General features: G+C 54.1%; 20 protein-coding genes. 4 read left to right on the forward strand and 16 right to left on the reverse strand.

What is annotated here, in order from left to right; all coding sequences use genetic code 11:
* Positions 1–109 precede the first annotated feature (109 nt).
* The 13 genes from cheZ to KGP21_RS18035 form a co-directional block, all read right to left on the reverse strand.
* Complete coding sequence (cheZ, locus tag KGP21_RS17975; RefSeq protein ID WP_021180930.1) at positions 110–754, reverse strand: protein phosphatase CheZ; 645 nt, start codon at positions 752–754, stop codon at positions 110–112.
* A gap of 14 nt (positions 755–768) precedes the next feature.
* Positions 769–1158, reverse strand: coding sequence for a chemotaxis response regulator CheY (cheY, locus tag KGP21_RS17980; protein WP_021180929.1), 390 nt, complete (start codon positions 1156–1158; stop codon positions 769–771).
* Positions 1159–1207: 49 nt separating this feature from the next.
* Entirely contained in the window at positions 1208–2257 is a 1050-nt protein-coding gene (locus KGP21_RS17985) for a chemotaxis response regulator protein-glutamate methylesterase (protein WP_021180928.1), read from the reverse strand.
* Positions 2257–3129, reverse strand: a complete 873-nt coding sequence (gene cheR / locus KGP21_RS17990) for a protein-glutamate O-methyltransferase CheR (protein ID WP_115158090.1) — start codon at positions 3127–3129, stop codon at positions 2257–2259. Before cheR ends, KGP21_RS17985 begins: the two co-directional genes overlap by 1 nt.
* Positions 3130–3150: 21 nt before the next feature.
* Positions 3151–4782 (reverse strand): methyl-accepting chemotaxis protein, encoded by a 1632-nt coding sequence (locus tag KGP21_RS17995; protein ID WP_021180926.1) that lies wholly within the window; start codon positions 4780–4782, stop codon positions 3151–3153.
* 88 nt (positions 4783–4870) lie between these two features.
* A complete protein-coding gene (locus tag KGP21_RS18000; protein WP_021805721.1) occupies positions 4871–6538 on the reverse strand; it encodes a methyl-accepting chemotaxis protein in 1668 nt (555 codons plus the stop codon).
* 422 nt (positions 6539–6960) lie between these two features.
* On the reverse strand, positions 6961–7461 hold the full coding sequence (gene cheW / locus KGP21_RS18005; protein ID WP_021180924.1) for a chemotaxis protein CheW: 501 nt from the start codon (positions 7459–7461) through the stop codon (positions 6961–6963).
* Between the two features lie 31 nt (positions 7462–7492).
* A complete protein-coding gene (gene cheA, locus KGP21_RS18010; protein ID WP_179248868.1) occupies positions 7493–9460 on the reverse strand; it encodes a chemotaxis protein CheA in 1968 nt (655 codons plus the stop codon).
* A gap of 4 nt (positions 9461–9464) precedes the next feature.
* Entirely contained in the window at positions 9465–10541 is a 1077-nt protein-coding gene (gene motB / locus KGP21_RS18015; protein WP_021805723.1) for a flagellar motor protein MotB, read from the reverse strand.
* Complete coding sequence (gene motA / locus KGP21_RS18020) at positions 10538–11428, reverse strand: flagellar motor stator protein MotA (protein WP_021180921.1); 891 nt, start codon at positions 11426–11428, stop codon at positions 10538–10540. The genes motB and motA overlap by 4 nt, the downstream gene beginning before the upstream one ends.
* 146 nt (positions 11429–11574) lie before the next feature.
* Positions 11575–12159: a flagellar transcriptional regulator FlhC gene (gene flhC / locus KGP21_RS18025; protein WP_021180920.1), complete on the reverse strand. Its 585-nt coding sequence runs from the start codon at positions 12157–12159 to the stop codon at positions 11575–11577.
* Positions 12159–12509 (reverse strand): flagellar transcriptional regulator FlhD, encoded by a 351-nt coding sequence (flhD, locus tag KGP21_RS18030; protein WP_021805724.1) that lies wholly within the window; start codon positions 12507–12509, stop codon positions 12159–12161. Before flhD ends, flhC begins: the two co-directional genes overlap by 1 nt.
* A gap of 959 nt (positions 12510–13468) precedes the next feature.
* Positions 13469–13648 (reverse strand): hypothetical protein, encoded by a 180-nt coding sequence (locus KGP21_RS18035; protein ID WP_141234382.1) that lies wholly within the window; start codon positions 13646–13648, stop codon positions 13469–13471.
* A 202-nt stretch (positions 13649–13850) separates the two neighbouring features.
* On the opposite strand from KGP21_RS18035, the gene ydgT reads away from it, so the two are divergent.
* From ydgT to KGP21_RS18050, 3 genes are all read left to right on the forward strand, one after another.
* Positions 13851–14066 (forward strand): transcription modulator YdgT, encoded by a 216-nt coding sequence (gene ydgT, locus KGP21_RS18040; RefSeq protein WP_021180917.1) that lies wholly within the window; start codon positions 13851–13853, stop codon positions 14064–14066.
* 152 nt (positions 14067–14218) lie between these two features.
* Positions 14219–14629 (forward strand): universal stress protein UspC, encoded by a 411-nt coding sequence (gene uspC / locus KGP21_RS18045; protein ID WP_021805726.1) that lies wholly within the window; start codon positions 14219–14221, stop codon positions 14627–14629.
* Between the two features lie 435 nt (positions 14630–15064).
* On the forward strand, positions 15065–16096 hold the full coding sequence (locus KGP21_RS18050; RefSeq protein WP_021805727.1) for an NADP-dependent oxidoreductase: 1032 nt from the start codon (positions 15065–15067) through the stop codon (positions 16094–16096).
* Positions 16097–16151: 55 nt separating this feature from the next.
* On the opposite strand, the gene kynA is transcribed toward KGP21_RS18050, so the two are convergent.
* Positions 16152–16994, reverse strand: a complete 843-nt coding sequence (gene kynA, locus KGP21_RS18055) for a tryptophan 2,3-dioxygenase (protein ID WP_094983069.1) — start codon at positions 16992–16994, stop codon at positions 16152–16154.
* A 179-nt stretch (positions 16995–17173) separates the two neighbouring features.
* Positions 17174–17941 carry a phytanoyl-CoA dioxygenase family protein gene (locus KGP21_RS18060; protein WP_071681126.1) on the reverse strand — a complete coding sequence of 256 codons (768 nt, stop codon included), beginning with the start codon at positions 17939–17941 and terminating at the stop codon, positions 17174–17176.
* Between the two features lie 245 nt (positions 17942–18186).
* Here KGP21_RS18060 and KGP21_RS18065 point away from each other — a divergent pair, with 245 nt between their 5' ends.
* Positions 18187–19014: a helix-turn-helix domain-containing protein gene (locus KGP21_RS18065; protein ID WP_021805730.1), complete on the forward strand. Its 828-nt coding sequence runs from the start codon at positions 18187–18189 to the stop codon at positions 19012–19014.
* A gap of 102 nt (positions 19015–19116) precedes the next feature.
* On the opposite strand, the gene mgtA is transcribed toward KGP21_RS18065, so the two are convergent.
* The gene (mgtA, locus tag KGP21_RS18070; RefSeq protein WP_223535924.1) at positions 19117–21816 is read right to left on the reverse strand and encodes a magnesium-translocating P-type ATPase; all 2700 of its coding nucleotides are present in this window, start codon (positions 21814–21816) and stop codon (positions 19117–19119) included.
* Positions 21817–21956: the final 140 nt, after the last annotated feature.

A 21956-nucleotide genomic window follows, 5' to 3' on the forward strand; every position in this document is an offset into this window, starting at 1 on the left:
TGCCAAAAAAATGCGGATTTCATTGCGGGAACAACGGCGCAAAAGGCCGGTTATTTCGGGGATGGGCTAGCGAAAAGATTTAGGGCGCAGTGTGCGCCCTAATAAATGATCAAAAACCCAGGCTGTCGAGCAGATCGTCCACCTGGGCCTGATTGGCAATTACGCCAGCCCCGTTCTGATCCAGCTGCGGGCCATTGAGCAGGCTGTCGTTCGGCCTTTTCTCTTTGGCTGGCTGATCCGGGATGTTTTCCATCAGTACCATCAGCAGTTGCTTTTCAATCTCCTGCACCACGTCCATCATGCGCTTGATCACCTGGCCGGTAAGATCCTGGAAATCCTGCGCCATCATGATCTCCAGCAACTGGGCGTTGGTGAATGCGGTGTGTTCCGGCACCCGATCCAGATACTGACGGGTATCCGTCACCAGTGAACGGGCATCAGCCAGCTCGATGGGATTGGCAAACCACTCGTCCCAGCGCCCTTTTAGCATATTGGCCTGCGACTCCAACTCCGCCTGGCGGGGTTGTGCCGCTTCCACGCAGTTGAGCGCTCGTTCCGCCGCCTGCGCCGTCATGGTGACCACATAATCAAGACGGTCGCGTGCGTCCGGGATCGCTTCGGCAGCCTGAGCGATAGCCTGATCTAGCCCCAGCTCACGCATGCTGTCACGCAGCATGCGGGTCAGTTGACCGATACGGGAGATGATCTCACCCGCTGTCGCTGCATCGCTGGCAGGCATTGGAATATCTCTCATCGCCCTCTCCTTTTTTACATGCCCAGTTTTTCAAAGATCTTGTTGAGCTTCTCTTCCAGCGTCGCCGCCGTGAAGGGTTTCACCACGTAACCGCTGGCACCCGCCTGAGCGGCAGCAATAATGTTCTCTTTCTTGGCTTCCGCCGTCACCATCAATACCGGCATTGACGCCAGCGCGCCGTCAGCACGGATGGTTTGCAGCAGCTCGAGGCCATCCATGTTCGGCATATTCCAGTCTGATACCACGAAATCGAAGCTGCCGGCGCGCAGTTTGTTCAACGCATCCGCCCCGTCTTCCGCCTCTTCGACGTTGTTAAAACCCAGTTCTTTCAGCAAATTTCTGACGATGCGGCGCATGGTGGAAAAATCATCCACCACCAGAAATTTAAGGTTTTTGTCTGCCATTGTTGCTCCTAAGGTTAATCGTTTTTGCCCCGAGGTTCGGGGCATAACATCAAATACGCAGCGCCTGACCACCCGCGATCTGCGCCAACATGCGTTGGCTCATGCGCTCCAATTCCACTACTTCATTGACTCCGCCGGTGGCAATAGCCTCACGTGGCATGCCAAACACCACACAGCTGGCTTCGTTCTGCGCCAGGGTGTACGCCCCGGCACGGTGCATTTCCAGCATGCCTGCCGCACCGTCATTCCCCATGCCGGTGAGGATCACCCCCACCGCATTGCGCCCGGCAAACTGGGCCACCGAGCGGAACAGCACATCGACCGAAGGACGATGCCGGTTCACCGGCGGGCCATCATGCAGCCGAACCTGATAGTTGGCGCCGCTGCGCGTCAGCTCCAGATGACGATCTCCCGGCGCGATATAGGCATGGCCCGGCAAGACGCGCTCGCCGTCTTCGGCTTCTTTCACCGTGATCTGGCACAGCTTGTTGAGCCGCTCGGCAAATGAACGGGTAAAACCGGGCGGCATATGCTGGGTGATCAATAACGCCGGGCTGGTAGCCGGTAACGGCTGCAAGACGTGGCGGATTGCCTCAGTCCCTCCGGTAGACGCCCCGATAGCGATCAGCTTCTCACTGCTCAACAACGGCGTATGGCTGAGGATCTCCGGAGCCGGTGCCGTTGAACGCTGTGGCAGACGCGCCTTGGCCGCCGTGCGGATTTTTTCGGCAATCAACTCGCTATAGGCCAGCATGCCTTCGCGGATCCCGAGTTGCGGCTTGGTGACAAAATCCACCGCGCCCAGTTCCAACGCCCGTAGGGTGATCTCCGATCCCTTTCCGGTCAGCGACGACACCATCACCACCGGCATCGGCCGCAGGCGCATCAGTTTCTCCAGAAAATCCAGCCCGTCCATACGCGGCATTTCGACGTCCAGCGTCAGCACCTGCGGGTTGAATTTCTTGATCAGATCGCGCGCCACCAGCGGATCGGGGGCGGTCGCCACCATCTCCATATCGGGATGGCTATTGACAATCTCGGTCATCAGCTGCCGCATCAGGGCAGAGTCGTCTACGCTTAATACGCTGATTTTATTCATTACCTCTCCTTGGTCAGGCCATACACGGTCTGCCCACGCAAGTAGAAATCCCGGCTGATCTGGCTGAAGTTTTCGGAATGGCCGGCAAACATCAGGCCCCCCGGTTTAAGCAGCGGCACAAAGCGCCGCAAAATGCGCTCTTGTGTTTCCTTGTCAAAATAGATCATCACGTTACGGCAAAATATCGCATCAAACTGCCCCGGCAACGCCCATTCAGGGGCCAGCAGATTGAGCGGCTGAAAATGCACCTGTGCCGCCAGTTCTGGCCGAACCCGTACCAGACCATGGTGAGGCCCGGTCCCTCGCAGGAAATAACGCTGCATCTGCGCCGGTGTCAGGGTGCGCAGATCTTCCTGGCGATACACCCCCGCTTCGGCCTTTTCCAATACCTGAGTATCGATATCGCTGGCCCACACCTGCGTTCCCGTCGCCCTCTGCCCTAGCGCCTCATTCAAGGTAATGGCAATCGAGTAAGGCTCCTCACCGGTCGAGGCGGCGGTACTCCACACGCTGTAGCCGTTGGGTCGCGAACGCGCATGTTCCGCCAGGATCGGGAAATGATGCGCCTCACGGAAAAACGCCGTCAGGTTGGTGGTCAGGGCGTTGATGAATGCCTGCCATTCAGCGCTGTTGCTATCGCTTTCCAACAACACCAGATAGCTACCAAAATCGGGTATTCCCAGCAGCCGCAGACGACGCACCAGACGGTTGTAAACCATCTCGCGTTTGTGCTCTGCCAGCACAATACCGGCACGCTGATAGATCAACTGGCTGATCCGTCGGAAATGCACATCCGACAGGGGCAGCCGTTGCACCATCTGTGTCAGCAAAGACTGAGACTCTTTATTGGTGGGTGAAGAGGAACCACTCATAGCCCTTCACCCAATTGGTTGTTACTTGCCATACAATTCGACACTAGTTGCTTCCTTTGCCACTGATAAAACTCCGTTGTTAAGGCTGTCTGATAAGGTGATGTTGTCGTCCGCAAGGCGGAATACCGCTACCGCATCGGCCAGCGTAATCGCCTGCTCTTCCAATGCCGCCGCCGCCGAGGCCGCTTGTTCCACTAGCGCGGCGTTCTGTTGCGTCACCTGATCCATCTGGGTCACGGCCTGAGTGACCTGCTCGATACCGCGGCTTTGCTCATCGGAAGCCGAGGAGATCTCGCCCATAATGTCGGTAACGCGGGTCACCGAACGCACGATATCCTTCATCGTGGCACCGGAGTCTTCGACCAGCACCGACCCTTGCTTAACACGGCCAACCGACTCATCGATCAGCACTTTGATTTCTTTCGCTGCCTGAGCGCTACGCTGAGCCAGATTGCGCACCTCTGCGGCCACCACGGCAAAACCACGCCCTTGTTCCCCCGCCCGCGCAGCTTCAACCGCCGCGTTCAACGCCAGGATGTTGGTCTGGAAGGCAATACCGTCGATCACGCTGGTAATGGCACCAATTTTCTGCGAGCTGCTGGCAATATCGTGCATGGTGGTGACCACCTCGTCGGCCATTTCCCCGCCCTTGGCAGCGGTGGCTGAGGCATCGCGCGCCAGCTTTGAGGCCTGGCGGGCATTGTCGGCGTTCTGTTTCACCGTGGCGGTTAACTGCTCCATGCTGGCGGCTGATTCTTCCAGCGACGCGGCTTGCTGCTCGGTGCGGGAAGAGAGATCGTTATTGCCTTCCGAAATCTCCTGTAGCCCGATCAGGATCGACTCGGCGCCTTCGCGCACCGCGCCGACTGTGCCAATCAACGAGTTCTGCATGCGGTGCAGGCTGGCAAACAACATGCTGATCTCGTTGCGGCCATACACCTGGATCGGCGTGGCCAGGTTGCCGTCGGCGATACGGTCAAAGTGGCTGCGCATAATATTCAGCGGCTGAACCAACATATTGCGTAACCACCACATGGCGCTGGCGGTCACCAGGATCAGCATCAGCACTGCGCCGCACACCAGCCAACCGGCCAGCGTGAAGGAGCGCTGGTTGGCCGCATTGGCCTGGGCGATATTTTCGTTGACCAGTTGCAGGTACTGGACGAAGTCGGCTTCGAAAAGGTCCTGCATTTTCTGTGTAGGTTGATCCATAAAGCCCTGCAGGTTGCCGCCCTCCAGGAAGACAATCAGTTCGCGCAGCGCACCGCGTAGCCGCTCATAGCTGGCTTGGGTGGTTTCTGTCAGTTGCTGCTCCTGGTCGCTGTTACGCGAGACGGCCAGGAACTGATTAAAATAGAGATCGGCTTTCTGCAACGAACTGCGGGCGTTGCCCATCAGCGCATCGACCTGTTCTTGCGGTACTTTCAGCGCTGCACGGGTGCCGGCCCGGTTCAAGGTGTTACGTGCCTGTAGCAGCGAAACCCAGCTCAGGCTGAGGGCATCACGCTGCTGGCTACCCAGACTAATCAGATTAAGATTGTGGTTATCGGAGCGGGAAGCGGTATACGACAAGCCGGTGCTAATCAGTTGCATCAGACAAAAGGTCAGCAGTAATAAAAACAGACTGGTAGAGATACGGACTCGGTTAAACACGATAAACCTCCAGGTAGCCGCGGGTTAACACGACTTAGGACGGAAAAAAGGGCCACGATCTCGCAGGGAGAACGCAGCCCAATGCCGGTTAGAACGTTTCCCAGTTCTCCTGCGGATCGCTGGCGTTCATTTTTTTATGATTGATTACCGGGGTAACGACTTTACTGTTGGCGGATGACTTGAACTCGTTTTGGCCTTCCGCTTTCAGTCGGAATACCGCAACGGACTGGGTCAAGCGGCTGGCCTGCTCTTCCAGAGCTGCCGCCGCAGAGGCCGATTCTTCGACCAAAGAGGCGTTCTGTTGAGTGACGCGATCCATTTCGGCAACCGCCTGGCCAACCTGATCGATACCACGGCTTTGCTCGTCGGAGGCCGAAGCGATTTCACCCATGATGTCGGTGACGCGGGTGACGGCATTGACGATATCGCCCATGGTTTCACCGGCGCTTTCCACCAGCACCGAGCCCATATCGACGCGGCTAACCGAGTCTTCAATCAGGCCTTTGATCTCTTTGGCTGCCTGCGCGCTACGGCTTGCCAGGTTACGTACCTCCCCGGCAACCACGGCAAAACCACGGCCCTGCTCACCGGCACGGGCAGCTTCAACTGCCGCATTCAACGCCAGGATATTGGTCTGGAAGGCGATGCCGTCGATCACGCTGGTAATGTCGGCAATTTTCTGCGAACTGCCCGCGATGTCGTGCATGGTTTGCACCACGTTGGCGACCACTTTGCCGCCTTTCTGCGCGGTTTCTGAGGCGCTCAACGCCAGTTGGCTGGCCTGACGGGCGTTTTCGGCGTTCTGTTTCACCGTCGCGGTCAACTGCTCCATGCTGGCGGCGGTTTCTTCCAGCGAGGCGGCCTGCTGTTCGGTACGGGAAGAGAGATCGTTGTTACCTGCGGCAATCTCGGAAGCACCGCTGTAGATGGCATCGGCCCCCTGACGCACGCCGCTGACGGTGTCAATCAGTTCGCCTTGCATGTGCCTAAGGCTGGCTGCCAGCACGCCCATTTCGTTGCGGCTGTTGACGTCGATTTGGTGAGTCAAATCGCCTGCGGCGATCAGTTTGATGTGCTCAATCATACGGTTGAGTGGGCGCACCAGAATATGGTGGATGCCGAACCAAACCATGGCGATCACCGCAACCACCAGTACCAGCACAACGACCAACGTCCAAACGGCGAATTCGAAAGAGCTGTCGCCATCTTCGACCGCGATCTGGTATAGCTTGTCGTTCTGAGTCAGGTAGCGGTTATAGAGCTGTTCAAATTCAGTCTGATAACGTTGAGTGGGCTGTTCAAAGAAGGCGTCCAGCTTGCCGTCACCCAACAGTGTGACCAGTTCCGACAACGCAGTGTGCAGAGTGGTATAGCGTTGCTTGAGTTCGTCTGCCGCTGCGGCATCCTGGCGAGCATCCAGAGGGATTTTTTCATAGGCAGTGTAGTGCTGTTCCGCCATGCTCAAGGTGTTTTTCGCCGAAACCAGCAGTTCATCAACGGTGGCACCGGTGCCCGCTTTATTGAGGTCCATCATGTAGCGGATCCCGGCACGATTGAGGGTATTGCGGGTTTGCAGCAGGTTTACCCAGCTTTCATTCAGTTCTGACTGCTGCTGTCGGATAGTTTGCAGTACGGTAAAATTCTCTTTGTTATCTTTCAGCGAAGTGAAAAACAGCCCACCGGAAACCAGCTGCAAGGCACCGAATAACACCAGCACCAGCAATAAGCTGGTGACCACCTTCATACGATTAAACATTTTTACCCTTCTTGGAAGCCCGCACAGACAAGTGCTGTGTACGTTAACTGTCTGGGTTATCGGCGTGGCAGAAGAGAACTTTAAGAAAAATCTGTAACTATTTTTTTGTATTGTGCGGAGGGTAAGATTTTAGCTCGGCGAAGGGATGGCCCCTCACCCTAGCCCTCTCCCACAGGGAGAGGGGATGGAACGTGCTACTGATTAACTACTGCGCCAGTCCTCGATATCGCCCGTGTTACAGATTAGTCTCTACACCTGAACACAGCGCCATTCCAGCTCCCTCTCCCTGTGGGAGAGGGTTGGGGTGAGGGGACCGTTGAGCGCAGGGATGCGCGATACGAGCCCCCAGGGACGGGTTTACGGCGTGTCGGCGTTCTGCATTATCCCCACCTGTTGAGCCGTGACAAACAGCTACTCAGCAATCAGGCGCTTTTCGCTACGTTGTCCACCAGCGACATCTCTTCACTGCTCAGCAGCTTTTCGATATCCACCAGGATCAGCATACGTTCACCGAGCGACCCCAGACCGGTGAGATATTCCGTCGCCAGCGTAACCGCGAACTCAGGGGCTGGGCGGATCTGATCCGTCGTTAACGACAGCACATCAGACACGCCATCCACCACGATACCCACCACCCGCTGGCCAAAGTTCAGCACGATCACCACGGTGTTTTCATCATAAGAGACGTCCTGCTGGGCAAACTTCACGCGCAGATCGATAATCGGCACGATCACCCCACGCAGATTGGTCACGCCCTTGATAAACGCCGGGGTGTTGGCGATGCGCGTTACCTGATCGTAACCGCGGATCTCCTGAACCTTGAGGATATCAATGCCATACTCTTCGTTACCCAAGGTAAAAATCAGGAACTCCTGACCTACCGTTTCGCCCGCCAGTTTGCTGACGGCTGCCAGTCCTGCCATTTCGATCACCTTTAAATCAGTCGGTTAATAATTATGCGGCAGCGTCCGTCAGACGCTTTTCCCGGTTCAGCGTTTGCAGCGCCGAAACATCTACAATCAGCGCCACGCTGCCATCCCCCAGAATGGTGGCAGCCGAAATGCCCGGCACCTTGCGGTAATTGCTTTCCAGATTTTTCACCACCACCTGGTGCTGACCGATCAACTGATCGACCAGCAGCGCATAGCGGCGGCCTGCACTTTGCAAAATCACCACGATGCCCTGAGTGGCTTCGGTTTTGGCACCGTCAACCTCAAACACCCGATACAGCTCGACCAGAGGCAGATATTCGCCGCGTACCTGAAGCACACGCTCCCCACCGGCCAGCGGATGCAAATCCTCGGCCTGCGGTTGCAATGACTCCATCACGGCATTCAATGGCAGAATGAACACTTCCTCATTCACCTTGACCGACATGCCGTCAAGAATGGCCAGCGTCAGCGGCAGTAAAATGCGGATTGAGGTGCCCTTCCCAGCCTGGAAATGGATTTCGACATGGCCCCCCATCTCCTGAATATTTCGCTTCACCACGTCCATGCCCACTCCGCGCCCGGAGACGTCTGTCACCTGCTCGGCGGTGGAGAAACCCGGGGCAAAGATCAGCATGCCGACCTCTTCATCGCTCATGTTGTCACTCACCGCTAGCCCCTGCGAAGCAGCCTTGGCGAGAATTTTCTGGCGATTGAGACCGGCACCGTCATCGGTGACCTCAATGCAGATATTGCCGCCCTGATGTTCGGCGGACAGGATCAGACTACCGACTTCGGCCTTACCGGCGGCCAGGCGCGCAGCAGGTTCTTCAATACCGTGATCCAGGCTGTTACGCACCAGGTGCGTCAACGGATCGATAATGCGTTCAATCAGGCTCTTGTCCAGTTCGGTAGAGCTGCCGCGTAGCGTCAACTCCACCTGCTTGTCCAGCTTGCTGGCCAGATCGCGCACCAGACGCGGGAAGCGGCTGAAAACGTACTCCATCGGCATCATGCGGATCGACATCACCGACTCTTGCAGGTCGCGAGCGTTACGCTCCAACTGGCTCATGCTGTTAAGCAGATCGCCGTGGTTGACCGGATCCAGGGAGCCGGAACGCTGGGCCAGCATCGACTGAGTGATCACCAATTCCCCCACCAGGTTGATCAGTTGATCGACCTTTTCTACCGCCACGCGAATACTGGTGGACTCGCTAGCCTTGGCTTTGGGCTTCGGCGCTTCAGCCACCGTGGCGGGCGCGGTAGGTGGGACAACGGCCACGGGTTCCGGCGTGCTGATCTTCTCCACGGCCTTCGGCGGCGTGGAAAAGGCAATCTGCTCCGGCTCCAGCACAAAGCACAGCACCGCGCTGATATCCTCCTCACTGGCAGAGGTCAGTAAAGTGACCTCCAGGCTGGTCTCGGTCTGCTGCGGGTTTTCCACCTCGCCGAGATTGCCCAACTCTTCCAGCATCAGCGGAATTTCATTCGGCTTCAGACCGCTCAGGCTGATCCGCATCCCGCCTTCAATTGCAGCCGGAGCAGCGGCATGAACCACCGGTGAGGTTACCGTTACCGCCGCCGCAGGAGCATCCTGCTGTTGCGCTTCCAAAGCCAACTGCCGCAACGCCTGACAAATATACTCAAAGCTCTCGCTATCAGGCTGTTGCGACGTTTTATAGGCGTCCAGTTGCTCCTGCATAATGTCTTTGGTTTCCAGAAACAGGTTGATAATTTCGGTGCTCAGGCTCATTTCCTGACGCCGGGCACCGTCCAGCAAATTCTCCAGCAGGTGGGTAGTTTCCTGCAGCACGCTAAAGCCGAAGGTAGCTGCCCCGCCCTTGATCGAATGGGCAGCGCGGAAAATCGCGTTCAGTGGTTCAATATCCGGGGCCAGCGGGTCCAGCTCCAACAGATGTTGCTCCATATCGGCCAGCAGCTCGTCTGCCTCATCAAAAAAGGTCTGATAAAAAGCGCTAATGTCCATGCTCACGGGGTCACCTCTGCTGTGAGTCGCTGTTAGTCGGTGAAGTGGCGGAAGGTGCCGCCGGAATAGCCGCTGTCGGCCCGGTGTCTGCGGCTTTCACCGCTGCCGGAGGTTGCTCTGGCGTGCCCTGCGTTGCTGGCAGTTCGGCGGTTGGAGCAGGCGGCGACGGCGGTAATTCCGGTGTCGCTATAGCCGGTGCCGTCGCCTGCGGAGCCAACTGCTTCAGGCCTTCTGGCTGATCGATTTCCGTAGCGCTGCTCTCCGCATTCTCGTGTTCTATCCCCTGCTGGGTTGCTTTGTTCAGCACCAGAATGGTGATCCGCCGGTTAACCGCATCATCACCGCCGTGCTGTTTCAGGTTCATGGTCGAGGCCATCCCAACCACCCGCAATACTTTGCCTTCGGCCAAACCACCGGCGATCAGTTCACGCCGCGAGGCATTGGCACGATCGGCGGACAGCTCCCAGTTGCTGTAATAGCGCTCACCGGTAGCATAAGGCAGATCGTCGGTATGGCCCGACAGGCTGATTTTGTTCGATAATCCATTGAGGATCGGCGCTATCCCGCGCAGGATATCGCGCATATAGCTTTCCACCTGTGCACTGCCGGTCTTGAACATCGGCCGGTTCTGGCTATCGATAATTTGAATGCGCAATCCTTCGTCCATCATGTTGATCAGCAAATGCGGTCGCAGCGCTTTCAGGCGCGGGTCCGACTCAATCAGCTCATCGAGTTTCTCGCGCAGCTTGTTCAGGCGCAGCTCTTCTGCTCGCTTTTCCGGTGAATCCATCTGCTTTTTGACCAACCCTTGCTGCTGGGTTGGATCGTCCCCACCGCCCGGGATTGGGCTACTTTCCGAGCTGCTCTTGTCGCCGCTGGTCAGCGCCACCTTCAGTGGGGTACGAAAATATTCGGCTATCTGCGTCAACTCCTGCGGGCTGGCAATCGCCAGCAGCCACATCACCAGAAAAAACGCCATCATCGCCGTCATAAAATCGGCATAGGCAATTTTCCAGGAGCCGCCGTGATGACCGGCATGATGGGCTTTGCGTTTTCTGACCAGAATAACCGGGTGATTCTGTTTCATGCGTCCTGCTCTTCCGTCGCCTGCTGTGCCGGGGCTTTCACCTTACGCACATGCTCTTCCAACTCAATGAAGGAAGGGCGCTCCGTGGTGTACAACGTTTTACGGCCAAACTCGACCGCGATCTGTGGGGCATAACCATTCAAACTCGACAGCAAGGTGACCTTGATGCACTGCATCATCTTGGTGGTTTCGGCACTCTTCTGGCGCAGTAAAGTAGCCAGCGGGGAGATGAACCCATAGGCCAACAGAATGCCGAGGAAAGTGCCCACCATCGCATTGGCGATCAGTGCCCCCAATTCCGCCGCTGGCCGGTCAGCCGAAGCAAGTGCGTGCACTACCCCCATCACGGCAGCCACGATGCCGAAAGCCGGCAACGAATCGCCGACCATCGCCAGGCTCCCTGCGGGTACCTCGCTTTCCTGTTCGAAGGTTTCAATCTCTTCATCCATCAACGCTTCGATCTCAAAGGCGTTCATATTGCCGCTCACCATGAGTCGCAAATAGTCGGTAATAAATTCCACCAAGTGGTTATCGGCAAGAATGCGCGGATAATTAGAGAAAATTTCGCTTTCCTGCGGATTATCGATATCAAACTCAAGCGACAACATGCCTTGCTGGCGGGATTTAGCCATCAGCCGATACAGCAGCGCCATCAGATCCATATACAGTTCTTTGTTGTATTTTGAGCGGCGCATCAGCTTGGGAAGAGCGCGTAGCGTGGACTTGATCGCTTTACCGTTGTTGCCGACGATAAAGGCTCCCACACCAGCCCCCCCGATGATCAAAAATTCGGCAGGCTGATAGAGTGCGCCGAGGTGCCCCCCGACAATCATATAGCCGCCAAACACGGTTCCCAGAACCACGAGATAACCCAAAATAACTAGCACACGTATTCCTTAAATTCACAATATGGGTGGAAGGTGAGTCAGCGCGGGTGAAATTAGGCAACAGCGCGTGTCGCCCAGAGAGCCCGGAGAGTACCGAGCCCTTGAGTTTCACCAGTCTGTGTTGCTGTATAAGCCTGCAAGCAGGCTCAGACTGCGCGTTTAACCTGCTCTTCCAGCAGTTGTGGAATAATATCGGCCAGTTGCGGCGAAAGTTTACGTCTTTTTACTGCGCGGGATGGGGGTTGGCATAAACTGCAGACAAAACTGTTAAGCGGCTGGTGCGCATGGGTGATAAAAGCCCCACCACAGCAGCTGCAGGCGGATAGCTGCAACATACCGCTGTCGACAAAACGCACCAGCGTCCAGGCTCGTGTCAGCGCCAGCAACGGGGGTTCGCCTGGCTGCTGCGGACACTGTTCCAAATACAGTCGATAGGCTTTGACCACGGCTTCAACCCCGTGGCACTGACCGCATTTGAGCAGGAACTGATAAGCATTGAAAAACATCGACGAGTGGATGTTTTGCTCCCAGGTCATGAACCAGTCGGTCGAGAATGGCAGCATCCCTTTGGGCGGCGGACTGCCGCGTAATTCTTTATACAGTTTGATCAATCGCCCACGGCTAAGCTGCGTTTCGCTCTCCAACATCTGCAAGCGCGCGCCCAGCGTGATCAGTTCCATGGCGAGTTGAATGTCCTTGGCTTCCTGAACAATACTTTTCTCACTCATCATCAGGCTCTTTTCTTCGTCACACAACCGCCTTTACCCGATAGTTCTTGGAGTAAATGGCTCGATAGCAAAATGCCGGTGTGGATCTGTTGCAGATCGTCCACGCGGGATTCTTTCGTCAGGCGCTCGATAGTATTGTGATCGTTGAAACGGAAGTGGCAAACCAACTGATTAGTTTCTGCCAGTTTCACCATTTGTGGCAACGTGAGTTGCGACAGCGCATCCGCCATCGAGTTATCAATACCCAGACGGAACATTGCTGACGCTTTTTCATCGTTAATCAGACGCTGTGCCAGAAGCAAATATGACAAATTAATGTCATAAATATGTTTAAGTAGTTCAGACGTACCCATATTCCCATCCCGACAGACTATGTTTAAAAACATATGCTGGGTGATAAATTATCGCCCATGACCTGGGTTCATTCCCAAAGTTGGCAAACAAATCCCTGTACGCCAGCCGCGATAACTGCGCGACTATACACATTTCGGGTTGTTACTCAGTATTGGATATACATGTAAATACATGTATGGATATACAGCATCCTGCTTCAAAAGTGTGTTTTTCGTAAGACTATTTTTACAAAAATAATAAGATTAATCTTAATAACAGCGCAACTCTACCCCCGATCACTTAGCCCACACAACGTAAGCGACACGCTATTTTAAAAACAATGTGACACAGCTCACAAAAATAAAAAATATCAAGCTTGAAAAGGCCAAAATCCGACCAATTATTAGCCACCAAGCTGTGCAATAAACACGCTAAAGTAAGAAAAGGTCTTAAAAACCAGCTTTTATAGCCTAAAAATACGCTTTTTTAGATCAATTCGAACAAAAGCTTAACTAAAGCCAAATCACAGAGAAAAAATCTGCCACCCCGCCACTAGCGTAGTTTAAAATTCTGATTGTCATTTAAAAGCAGTTCCTTACGAATAACATCACCCGCTAAAACCACCCCCGACTGAAAAGTAAGATTTAACTTGTGTCGCTGTTTCAATTTTCGACAGGGCGACTCCTGCGGTTAAAGGGGCAGTATTATGGGTTGAACACGTTAGCAGAAGTAACAATGTGTTTCGTCGCGATAGGGGCAACCAGGGGTAAGTCAGAAAAGATAATGTCAACTAGCATTGGTCGATCAGGAAAGTAGCAAATTGATTTTTACTTAGCATTTTAATTATTACTCAAGCCTCTCCCCGAACGATGATATGGAAAATTCCTAACGCTGCCTAACGTCAACCTGAACAAGCATTAAATCAAGCTTGCTTTATTGTCCAGCCACTTTTCAGCACCAACTGAATTATGTTTTGGCCTTACGCTTCTTCACAAAAATTTTTGCACTCGCCCAATGATAATACATCGGGTATCCACCAGCCAAAACCACTGCCGTTATCATTTTCTTTGCCATGGGCAAAGAAACGCAGCGCTTTGCTGACAAACTCCCCCAGAGCCAATAAGGTAAGATTCCCCCTAATTGACAGTTTATCTGTCAAGATACATTGCCCAGATGCTCGGCACATATTATCATTCGATGGTGCCTCTCCCCCCTAACCGGGGTATTTTGGCTAAGCGTGTTCCATTTACTCACTTTTCTTTTATTTTGCCTGGCGACATCTCTTCATCTTGTGGCGATTTCTGCGAATATGTGAGATTTTTCTTTCCGCTTTAATACTATTAATAGGCTATGTTTTAACTATGACAAGTACCATCGATTACCTGATGACGTTTCGCAAATGTTCCAGCCTGGACAGTCTGGAAAAAGTCTACGACAAGCTGAATTACTCACTGACGGATGACAATGAAATGAGCAACATGTACCGTGCTGCGGATCATCGCCGTGCGGAACTGGTCTCTGGCAAACTGTTCGACCTGGGCAAAGTGCCAAAGTCACTCTGGGCACAGGTGCTTTAATCACCCAGACAGTGATGCGCGCACCTTTTTATCTTTTATGGCGGAATTTTTTCCTTGCCCTGGGGTTTGGCGTTGCGCGTGATACATACCACATTTCTTGCGCAGGCATTGCTCTACCCTTTAAGCACACATTCAGGCAGCGGGAGTAGAACATGGGATATCACAACGTTCTGGTTACGGTGGCCGTCGCAGCGGACAGCCACCGGCTGGTAGAGAAAGCCGTCTCGATCGTGCGTCCCTGCGATGGGAAAATCACGCTAGTCAGCATCATTGCCAATGCCGAGATTTTCCCCGCCCCCATGCTGGGTGACCTGCGTGCGCTGATGGAGGAAGAGACGCTGCTGTTTATGGAAGAACTGTGCCTACGGGCAAACTATCCCAATATCGCTACGCGGATCATCCACGGCGAGTTGGGCGACTGTCTGACCTACGCCAACCAGAAGCAACCCTTTGATCTGGTCATCTGTGGCAACCATAGCGATAGCATGATGAATAAAGTGGCCTGCTCCGCCGCGCGCTTTATCAATACCAGCAGCATTGACGTGCTGATCGTTCCGCTATAACGCACAGTTATCACCTCCCGTTGGCTATTCAGGTGGGCCTCTTTTTTCTTCTAACAAATTAAGTAAGTCGTAAGCAATACTGGCTCGCCAATGAAGCATCGTTTATTCTACAAATCGCCCTTAATATCATCATCAGTATCAATATATGAGATCGGAATTATCGCACTTCTATCAATATACCCAATATCAAATATCACTGTTACCTATGGTTGACAATCAGATTTCGACTGTTATTTTTCATCACGATATAAGAAAGTGGTCAACGAACATTCCGCCACCGCAGCTATTACGCAATATTTTTCAACAAGGTTCCCGCTACGCTTTTTACGTTATCGCATAAGTGCGCACATAACGCTATTTTCCACTGCGACAGATTCACTAGACTAGCCACTACCTGAACGCCTTTCGTTCAACACCGTCGCCAAGGAGTCATCGATGTCTCAGCAAGCGCATAACCGCCGTTTTGTTTTAGCTTCACGCCCACACGGGGAACCGCAGGCAGACAATTTCCGCCTGGAAACCAGCCCCATCCCACAGCCCGCCGCCGGGCAGTTGTTGCTGCGCACGGTTTACCTTTCATTAGATCCCTATATGCGTGGCCGTATGAGCGATGCGCCCTCTTATGCCCCCCCGGTACAGATAGGCGAAGTGATGGTCGGCGGCACCGTATCCCGCGTGCAGGCTTCACAACATCCAGACTTTAACGTTGGGGATTGGGTGCTAGGTTACGACGGATGGCAAAGCCATGCGCTGTCGGACGGCAGCGGCCTGCGTAATCTGGGGGCCAAACTGGATCACCCTTCCCGGTTGCTTGGCGTATTAGGTATGCCTGGTTTTACCGCCTATATGGGGCTGTTGGATATCGGCCAGCCACAGGCGGGCGAAACCTTGGTGGTCGCAGCAGCCAGCGGAGCCGTAGGTTCCGTGGTAGGTCAGATTGGCAAGCTGAAAGGATGCCGCGTGGTGGGTGTGGCGGGTGGCGCAGAGAAATGCCGCTATGTGGTGGAAGAACTGGGATTTGATGCCTGTATCGATCACCGCTCGGCCGACTTTGCGGCCCAACTGGCAGCAGCCTGCCCCCAGGGCATCGATATCTACTATGAAAACGTCGGCGGCGCAGTATTCGATGCGGTTATTCCTTTGCTCAATACCAAGGCACGTATCCCCGTCTGTGGCATTATCGCCCACTACAGCGCGACCGAGTTACCGCCAGGCCCAGATCGCTTGCCGTTGTTACAAGGCCTGATCCTGCGCAAGCGCATCAAGATGCAGGGTTTTATCATCTTCGATGATTACGCAGAAAGCTTCGGCGAGTTTCTACAACAGATGGGGGAATGGGTCAGCCAGGGCAAGATCAAATTCCGCGAGGACGTAGTCGACGGGTTAGAAAATGCCCCTCAGGCCTTTTTCGGTCTGCTAAAAGGGAAAAACTTCGGCAAACTGATCATCCGCGTCGCCGAGGAGTGATCCTCTGTTCAGGGCGCTATGCGCCCTGATACTGCTTCAAACCTAGACAAAGCAGTCAAGCGCCAATCTCGGTGCGTACGTCTAACAGTTCCGGGAAAAAGGTCAACTCTAACGCCTTCTTCAAGAAGCTGACGCCGCTGGAGCCGCCGGTTCCCGATTTAAAACCAATGATCCGCTCGACCGTTTTCATATGGCGAAAACGCCATAGATGGAAGCTTTCCTCAATATCCACCAGCTTCTCGGCCATTTCGTAGGCCGCCCAGTAGGTTTGCGGATTATCGTAAATCAGTTTAAACACCGGTAACAGCTCTGGATTGCGCTGGTAAGGCTGGGTCCAGTCTCGTTCAATGCACGCCTTAGGTACCGCAAGACCGTGGCGGGAAAGATAGCGCAGGAATTCGTCATACAGGCTCGGGGCTTCGAGGATCGCTTTCAACGCGGCATGCTTTGGCACATCGTCGCTGAAGACGGCCAGCATGGCAGCATTTTTGTTACCCAACAAAAACTCGATCGAACGATATTGATGAGATTGGAAACCTGAAGAGTTACCCAGCACACCACGGAACTCCACATATTCCGACGGAGTCAGCGTTTCCAGCACCGCCCATTGCTCAAACAGCAAACGCTGGATCTGTTTTACTCTGGCCAGGATCTTGAAGCAGTGGCTGAGCTTATCCTGCTGCACCAGAGTCCTCGCCGCCTGCAGTTCATGCAGCATCAGTTTCATCCACAGTTCCGAGGTTTGATGTTGCACCACAAACAGCATCTCATCATGATGTTGCGGGTTGGAAAGTGGCTGCTGGCAATCCAGTAGTCGATCCAGGCACAGGTAATCACCATAGCTCATGCGCTTGGAAAAATCGGTAACGATGGCGCTTTCTAGTTCCCGCTGATTCATATTCTCTCTCCGTGTCGCTCACGCTTTTGGCAAACGTGACGCGCGTTGCTGGTTCGCAAGTAAAGAGAAGACAATAGTCCATTACGGCAACATTAACGTAACAATTAACGAGAGCTGCCTCGCAGATCCGGTGCTGACATCGGATTTAACGGGCGCTGCAGCGCCCCTACTCCGGATACTCAAAGCACATCCAGCAGCCATTTTTGCGCCGGGGTCAGTCGGCTGGCCGTTTCTTCCTTCAGCCAGCGGCGCTGGTCCTGCTGGGCGGTATCTGCACGGTCGATATAGAGTGCGTGTAATACCCGCCGCCGGGTGCCGATCCTGTTCTGAGTCCCTCCATGCCAGGTGTGCGCGTTATAGATCATCACGCTCCCGGCCGGGGCCGCAAAAACAACTTCATCAGGATGTGCTAAATCAGGATCGGCCAACACCTCTTCCGGCAGTTCCGGCCGCAGATGCGTTCCGGCGATGATCCGCGGCGCGCCATTTTCCGCACTAAGGTCGTCAATCGCCCATATCGCATTGACCAGGTGTACTTTGGGAAAATCAGGGCGCGGCTTTTTCCAGTCGGCATGCAAAGGCTGATGGCCGCCGCCGTGCAAGGCTTCGCGGGCATTGAGGCTAGAGACCTTGAACTCACCCTTGAAAATATAGCGGCAGGCAGACAGGATCAGCGGGTGCGACCACACCTTTTCCCACACCACACCTTTATTCACCATGTTGGCAATGCGCGTTGCCGTCGCTTCCTGATGGTGTTCAATGGCCAGGTTATCCCCTTCTTTCTCCACCAGCTCATCAATCAGATTGCGCATCGCCACCAGCCAGTCAGGATCGGCCACGTTGTGCACCACGGTATACCCTAACGTATCAAGCTCCTGCTTCATCTGTGCCGTTAACTCGATGCTGGCTCCTAAAGCCTCCAGGTATATCTCGGATTGACGTTGCATCATGATTTCTCCATTTACTTTTTGATAACATAACGGCAAATTTACTGGAAGCCTGGGCCAAAAACAGGGGGCTTTTACTACGAAATACTGGACACAGATGTACGCCAGCCCAAAATGTGACCTGGGTCATAAATGTGCAAAAGTCCCTTAAATGCCGGGAAATAGCATCTTAATTGCGCTGCCCACCTGGGTTTACCATCATTCTTAAATGCATCGTTAACCGCCGAAGCGCACTGGAGATCGCGATGTCTGAAACGCTAGTTACCCTGCTTGAACAGCTGATTGCCCATCAGAATGCGATCCAGGTCAGGTTTCCTGAACCCACTTTTCCCGCTCCGCCCTTGGCATTCTGCGTGCCTTTTCCGCGGCTTGAGATAGTGCTAGATGGGGAAGTTGAAGATCAGTGTCTACCTTTGGCCAATAACACGCTCTCCAGCTATCAGGTGCTTTATGTCCCCGCGGGCAAATGGAGTTTTCCGCAATGGACCCAGCCAGCCACCACGCTGAGTATCTTGTTCAGTAAGCAAAAGCTGGGTTTCAGCCTGCAAAGATGGGACGGGCAAGCGCTGTGTGAAACGCAAAAACAGCACGTTGCGCGGCGTGGGCCCAGAGTCGGCTCATACCTGCTACTGGCGATGAATGAGGTGTTGCTGCAACCTGATGCATTGACCTCGCAGCTGATCTTTACCGGATTGGTCAGCCACTGCCTGGAACAGCTCGCAGGCCAGGGGCAAACCGTCAGTAAAAGCCAGGAGCTGCTGCTGGCCATACAGGACTACCTCGATGACCACGCCGGGTTGCCGCTAACACGGGAAGGCGTTGCCAAACGATTTCATATTACCCCTAACTACCTGTCCCACCTGTTTCAAAAGTCTGGTCCAGTCGGTTTCAATGAGTACATCACCGGGGTGCGCCTCGAGCGGGCGAAAAATCTATTGCGTGGCTATGATCTGAAGATCAAAGAGATCGCGCATAGCTGTGGGTTCGACGACAGTAACTATTTTTGCCGGATATTCAAAAAGCATACCGATCGCTCCCCCTCTGAATATCGCAGACATTGCCGCAGCCTGTAGCAATATTGCTGATTGGCGTAGGGGGACGCATGATGCGCCCCCCTTTAAGAAACAGGCCGATTGAGGTTTATCACTAGGCATTACGCCCAGCGAAAATGTAGATTAGAACCACTTGCCAAAGCGGCGGATGTAGAAACGCTTCATCAATTGCGCCACTACACAGTAGCTGACCAGCGTGGCCACCAGCCAAGGGAAATACTCCCACGGCAGCGGTTGCAACCCGACCCATGCCCCGAGCGGCGAGAACGGAATATAGATACCGAGTGCCATAATAATCCCGGTAGTCAACAACACCGGCAGCGCCGCCGTACTCTGAATAAACGGGATCTTCTGGGTACGCAACATATGCACTACCAGTGTCTGAGACAGCAACCCTTCAATAAACCAGCCGGACTGGAACAGCGCCTGATGTTCTACACTATTGGCGGCAAACACAAACCACATCAACGCATAGGTCGTGATGTCGAAAATCGACGACGTCGGCCCAATCCACAGCATAAAGCGACCAATATTCTTGGCGTCCCACTTGCGGGGTTTACGCAGGAATTCTTTGTCCATCTTGTCCCACGGCAGGGAAAGCTGGGAGATATCGTACATCAGGTTCTGTAACAGCAGGTGGATCGCCAGCATCGGCAGGAACGGGATAAACGCACTGGCCACCAGCACCGAGAACACGTTGCCGAAGTTGGAGCTGGCGGTCATGTTCAGATACTTGATGATATTGCCGAAGGTTTCACGCCCTTTGATCACCCCCTCTTCCAGCACCATCAAGTTCTTTTCCAACAGGATGATATCGGCGGATTCCTTGGCGATGTCGGTACCGGTATCGACAGAAATGCCCACGTCGGCATCGCGTAACGCCGGGGCGTCGTTAATACCATCCCCCAGGAAGCCCACGGTGTGGCCATTAGCCTGCAACATTTTCAGCACGCGTGATTTTTGCAGCGGCGTCAGCTTGGTGAATACCGTACGCTGCTCAACCTCACGCATCAGATGGGCATCGTCCATCTGTTCAATCTCCAGGCCGGAGAGTGGCGTTCCCGGTTCCAGCCCAACGTCACGGCAGATTTTACAGGTGATTACCGGGTTGTCGCCGGTCAGCACTTTCACCGCCACGCCATTTTCCTGCAGGGCAGCAATCGCTTCACGAGCGCTCTCTTTTGGCGGATCGAGGAAGGTCAGCAGGCCTTCGATCACCAAGTCACGTTCATCCACAATGCTCAGTGGCAGAGTGCAACCTTCCAGACCCAGATCTCGGGTTGCCAACACCAACACACGGAAACCATCTTCATTGTACTGGCAGGCCAACGCCTGCAAATCGGCACGGCGAGCCTCGTCAAGCGCCAACACCTGCTGCCCGACACGGACGTGAGTGGCAATCTCCAGCATCTCTTCAACGGCACCTTTGCAAATCAGCAGTTGGCGCTGTTGTTCATCCTGTACCACTATCGACAAGCGACGACGTATAAAATCAAACGGCAGCTCATCAACCTTGCTGTAGCGCCCCAACGCCTCAACGCCTGGCTGGCCTTGGCCAAAACGGATCACTGCCTGATCCATCAGGTTTTTCATACCGCTCTGATGGAAGCTGTTCAACCAGGCTAAATGCAGCACGTGGTTATCCTTGCTGCCATTCACATCCAGATGGTGTTCCAGAATGATGCGATCCTGCGTCAGGGTGCCGGTTTTATCGGTACAGAGCACGTCCATCGCGCCAAAGTTCTGGATCGCATTCAGCCGTTTGACCACCACCTTGCGGCGCGCCATGGCAATTGCGCCTTTCGCCAGGTTGGAGCTGACGATCATCGGCAGCATTTCCGGCGTCAGCCCCACGGCGACCGCCAAGGCAAACAGGGCCGCTTCCGTCCAGTCTCCTTTGGTAAAACCGTTAATCAGCAAGACGATCGGCACCATCACCAACATAAAGCGGATCAACAGCCAGCTAACGCTGTTGACTCCACGGTCAAAGGCCGTTTGCGAACGGGTACCGACGATCGACTTCGCCAGGGAGCCAAAGTAGGTGCGGCCACCGGTCGCGACCACCACCGCCGTCGCCGTTCCGCTGGCCACGTTGGTGCCCATCAGGCAGATATTGGCCAACTCCAGCAGTTCGCTTTCGCTGGAGGCATCGATCTCGCTGGACTTTTGGCTCACTCCAGCCAAGGCATCGTATTTTTCGATCGGAATAGCTTCGCCGGTCAAAATGGCCTGACTGATAAACAGATCGCGTGAGCTGAGCAAGCGGAGGTCCGCGGGTACCATGTCCCCGGCAGAGAGCTGAATAATATCGCCCGGAACCAACTCACGAATGGGAATTTCCACCGCTAATGCCTGGGTGCTAAAATTACTACGGCGTAACACCGTTGCCGTGGTACGTACCATCGATTTGAGTGATTCGGCCGCTTTATTGGTGCGGTATTCCTGCCAGAAGCGCAGCAACCCACTCAACGTAACCATAATCAGGATAATGATGACGCCGGTAAGATCGGTTTCTTCACCGTTTTGCATGGGCAACCAGTAATCGGTAAAGAAACTGATCCCTGCCAACACCATCAACACAAAGATAAACGGGTTGTTAAACGCGCTGACTAACTGCACCAGCGCATGCGGTGCCTTCTCATGGGCAACCTGATTGCTACCAAAATACTGCAAACGCTCCTGGGCATCTTCCTGAGTTAATCCAATGCGGTTACAGTTTAAATTAGCCAACGTTTGATCGAGGCTGTTCTTTGCCTCGAGAGCAATGGCATACGGCTCGCACTGTTTATCACGGCGGCGGCTATTTTCTTTAATATGGGTCATGATGCTATTCTCTTTTTTTACTTTGCACACAGGGTTACCCCGCCCGTAATAACGGGTGAACATGCACAAAGTGGAATTTACTTTGTTGGCGTTGCTAAAGTAACGCTAATTTCCTTAACTACGCAGTAGTAATAAAGTAT

The organism is Serratia sp. JSRIV004 (genome assembly GCF_019968705.1).
Taxonomy (GTDB): Bacteria; Pseudomonadota; Gammaproteobacteria; order Enterobacterales; family Enterobacteriaceae; genus Chania; species Chania fonticola_B.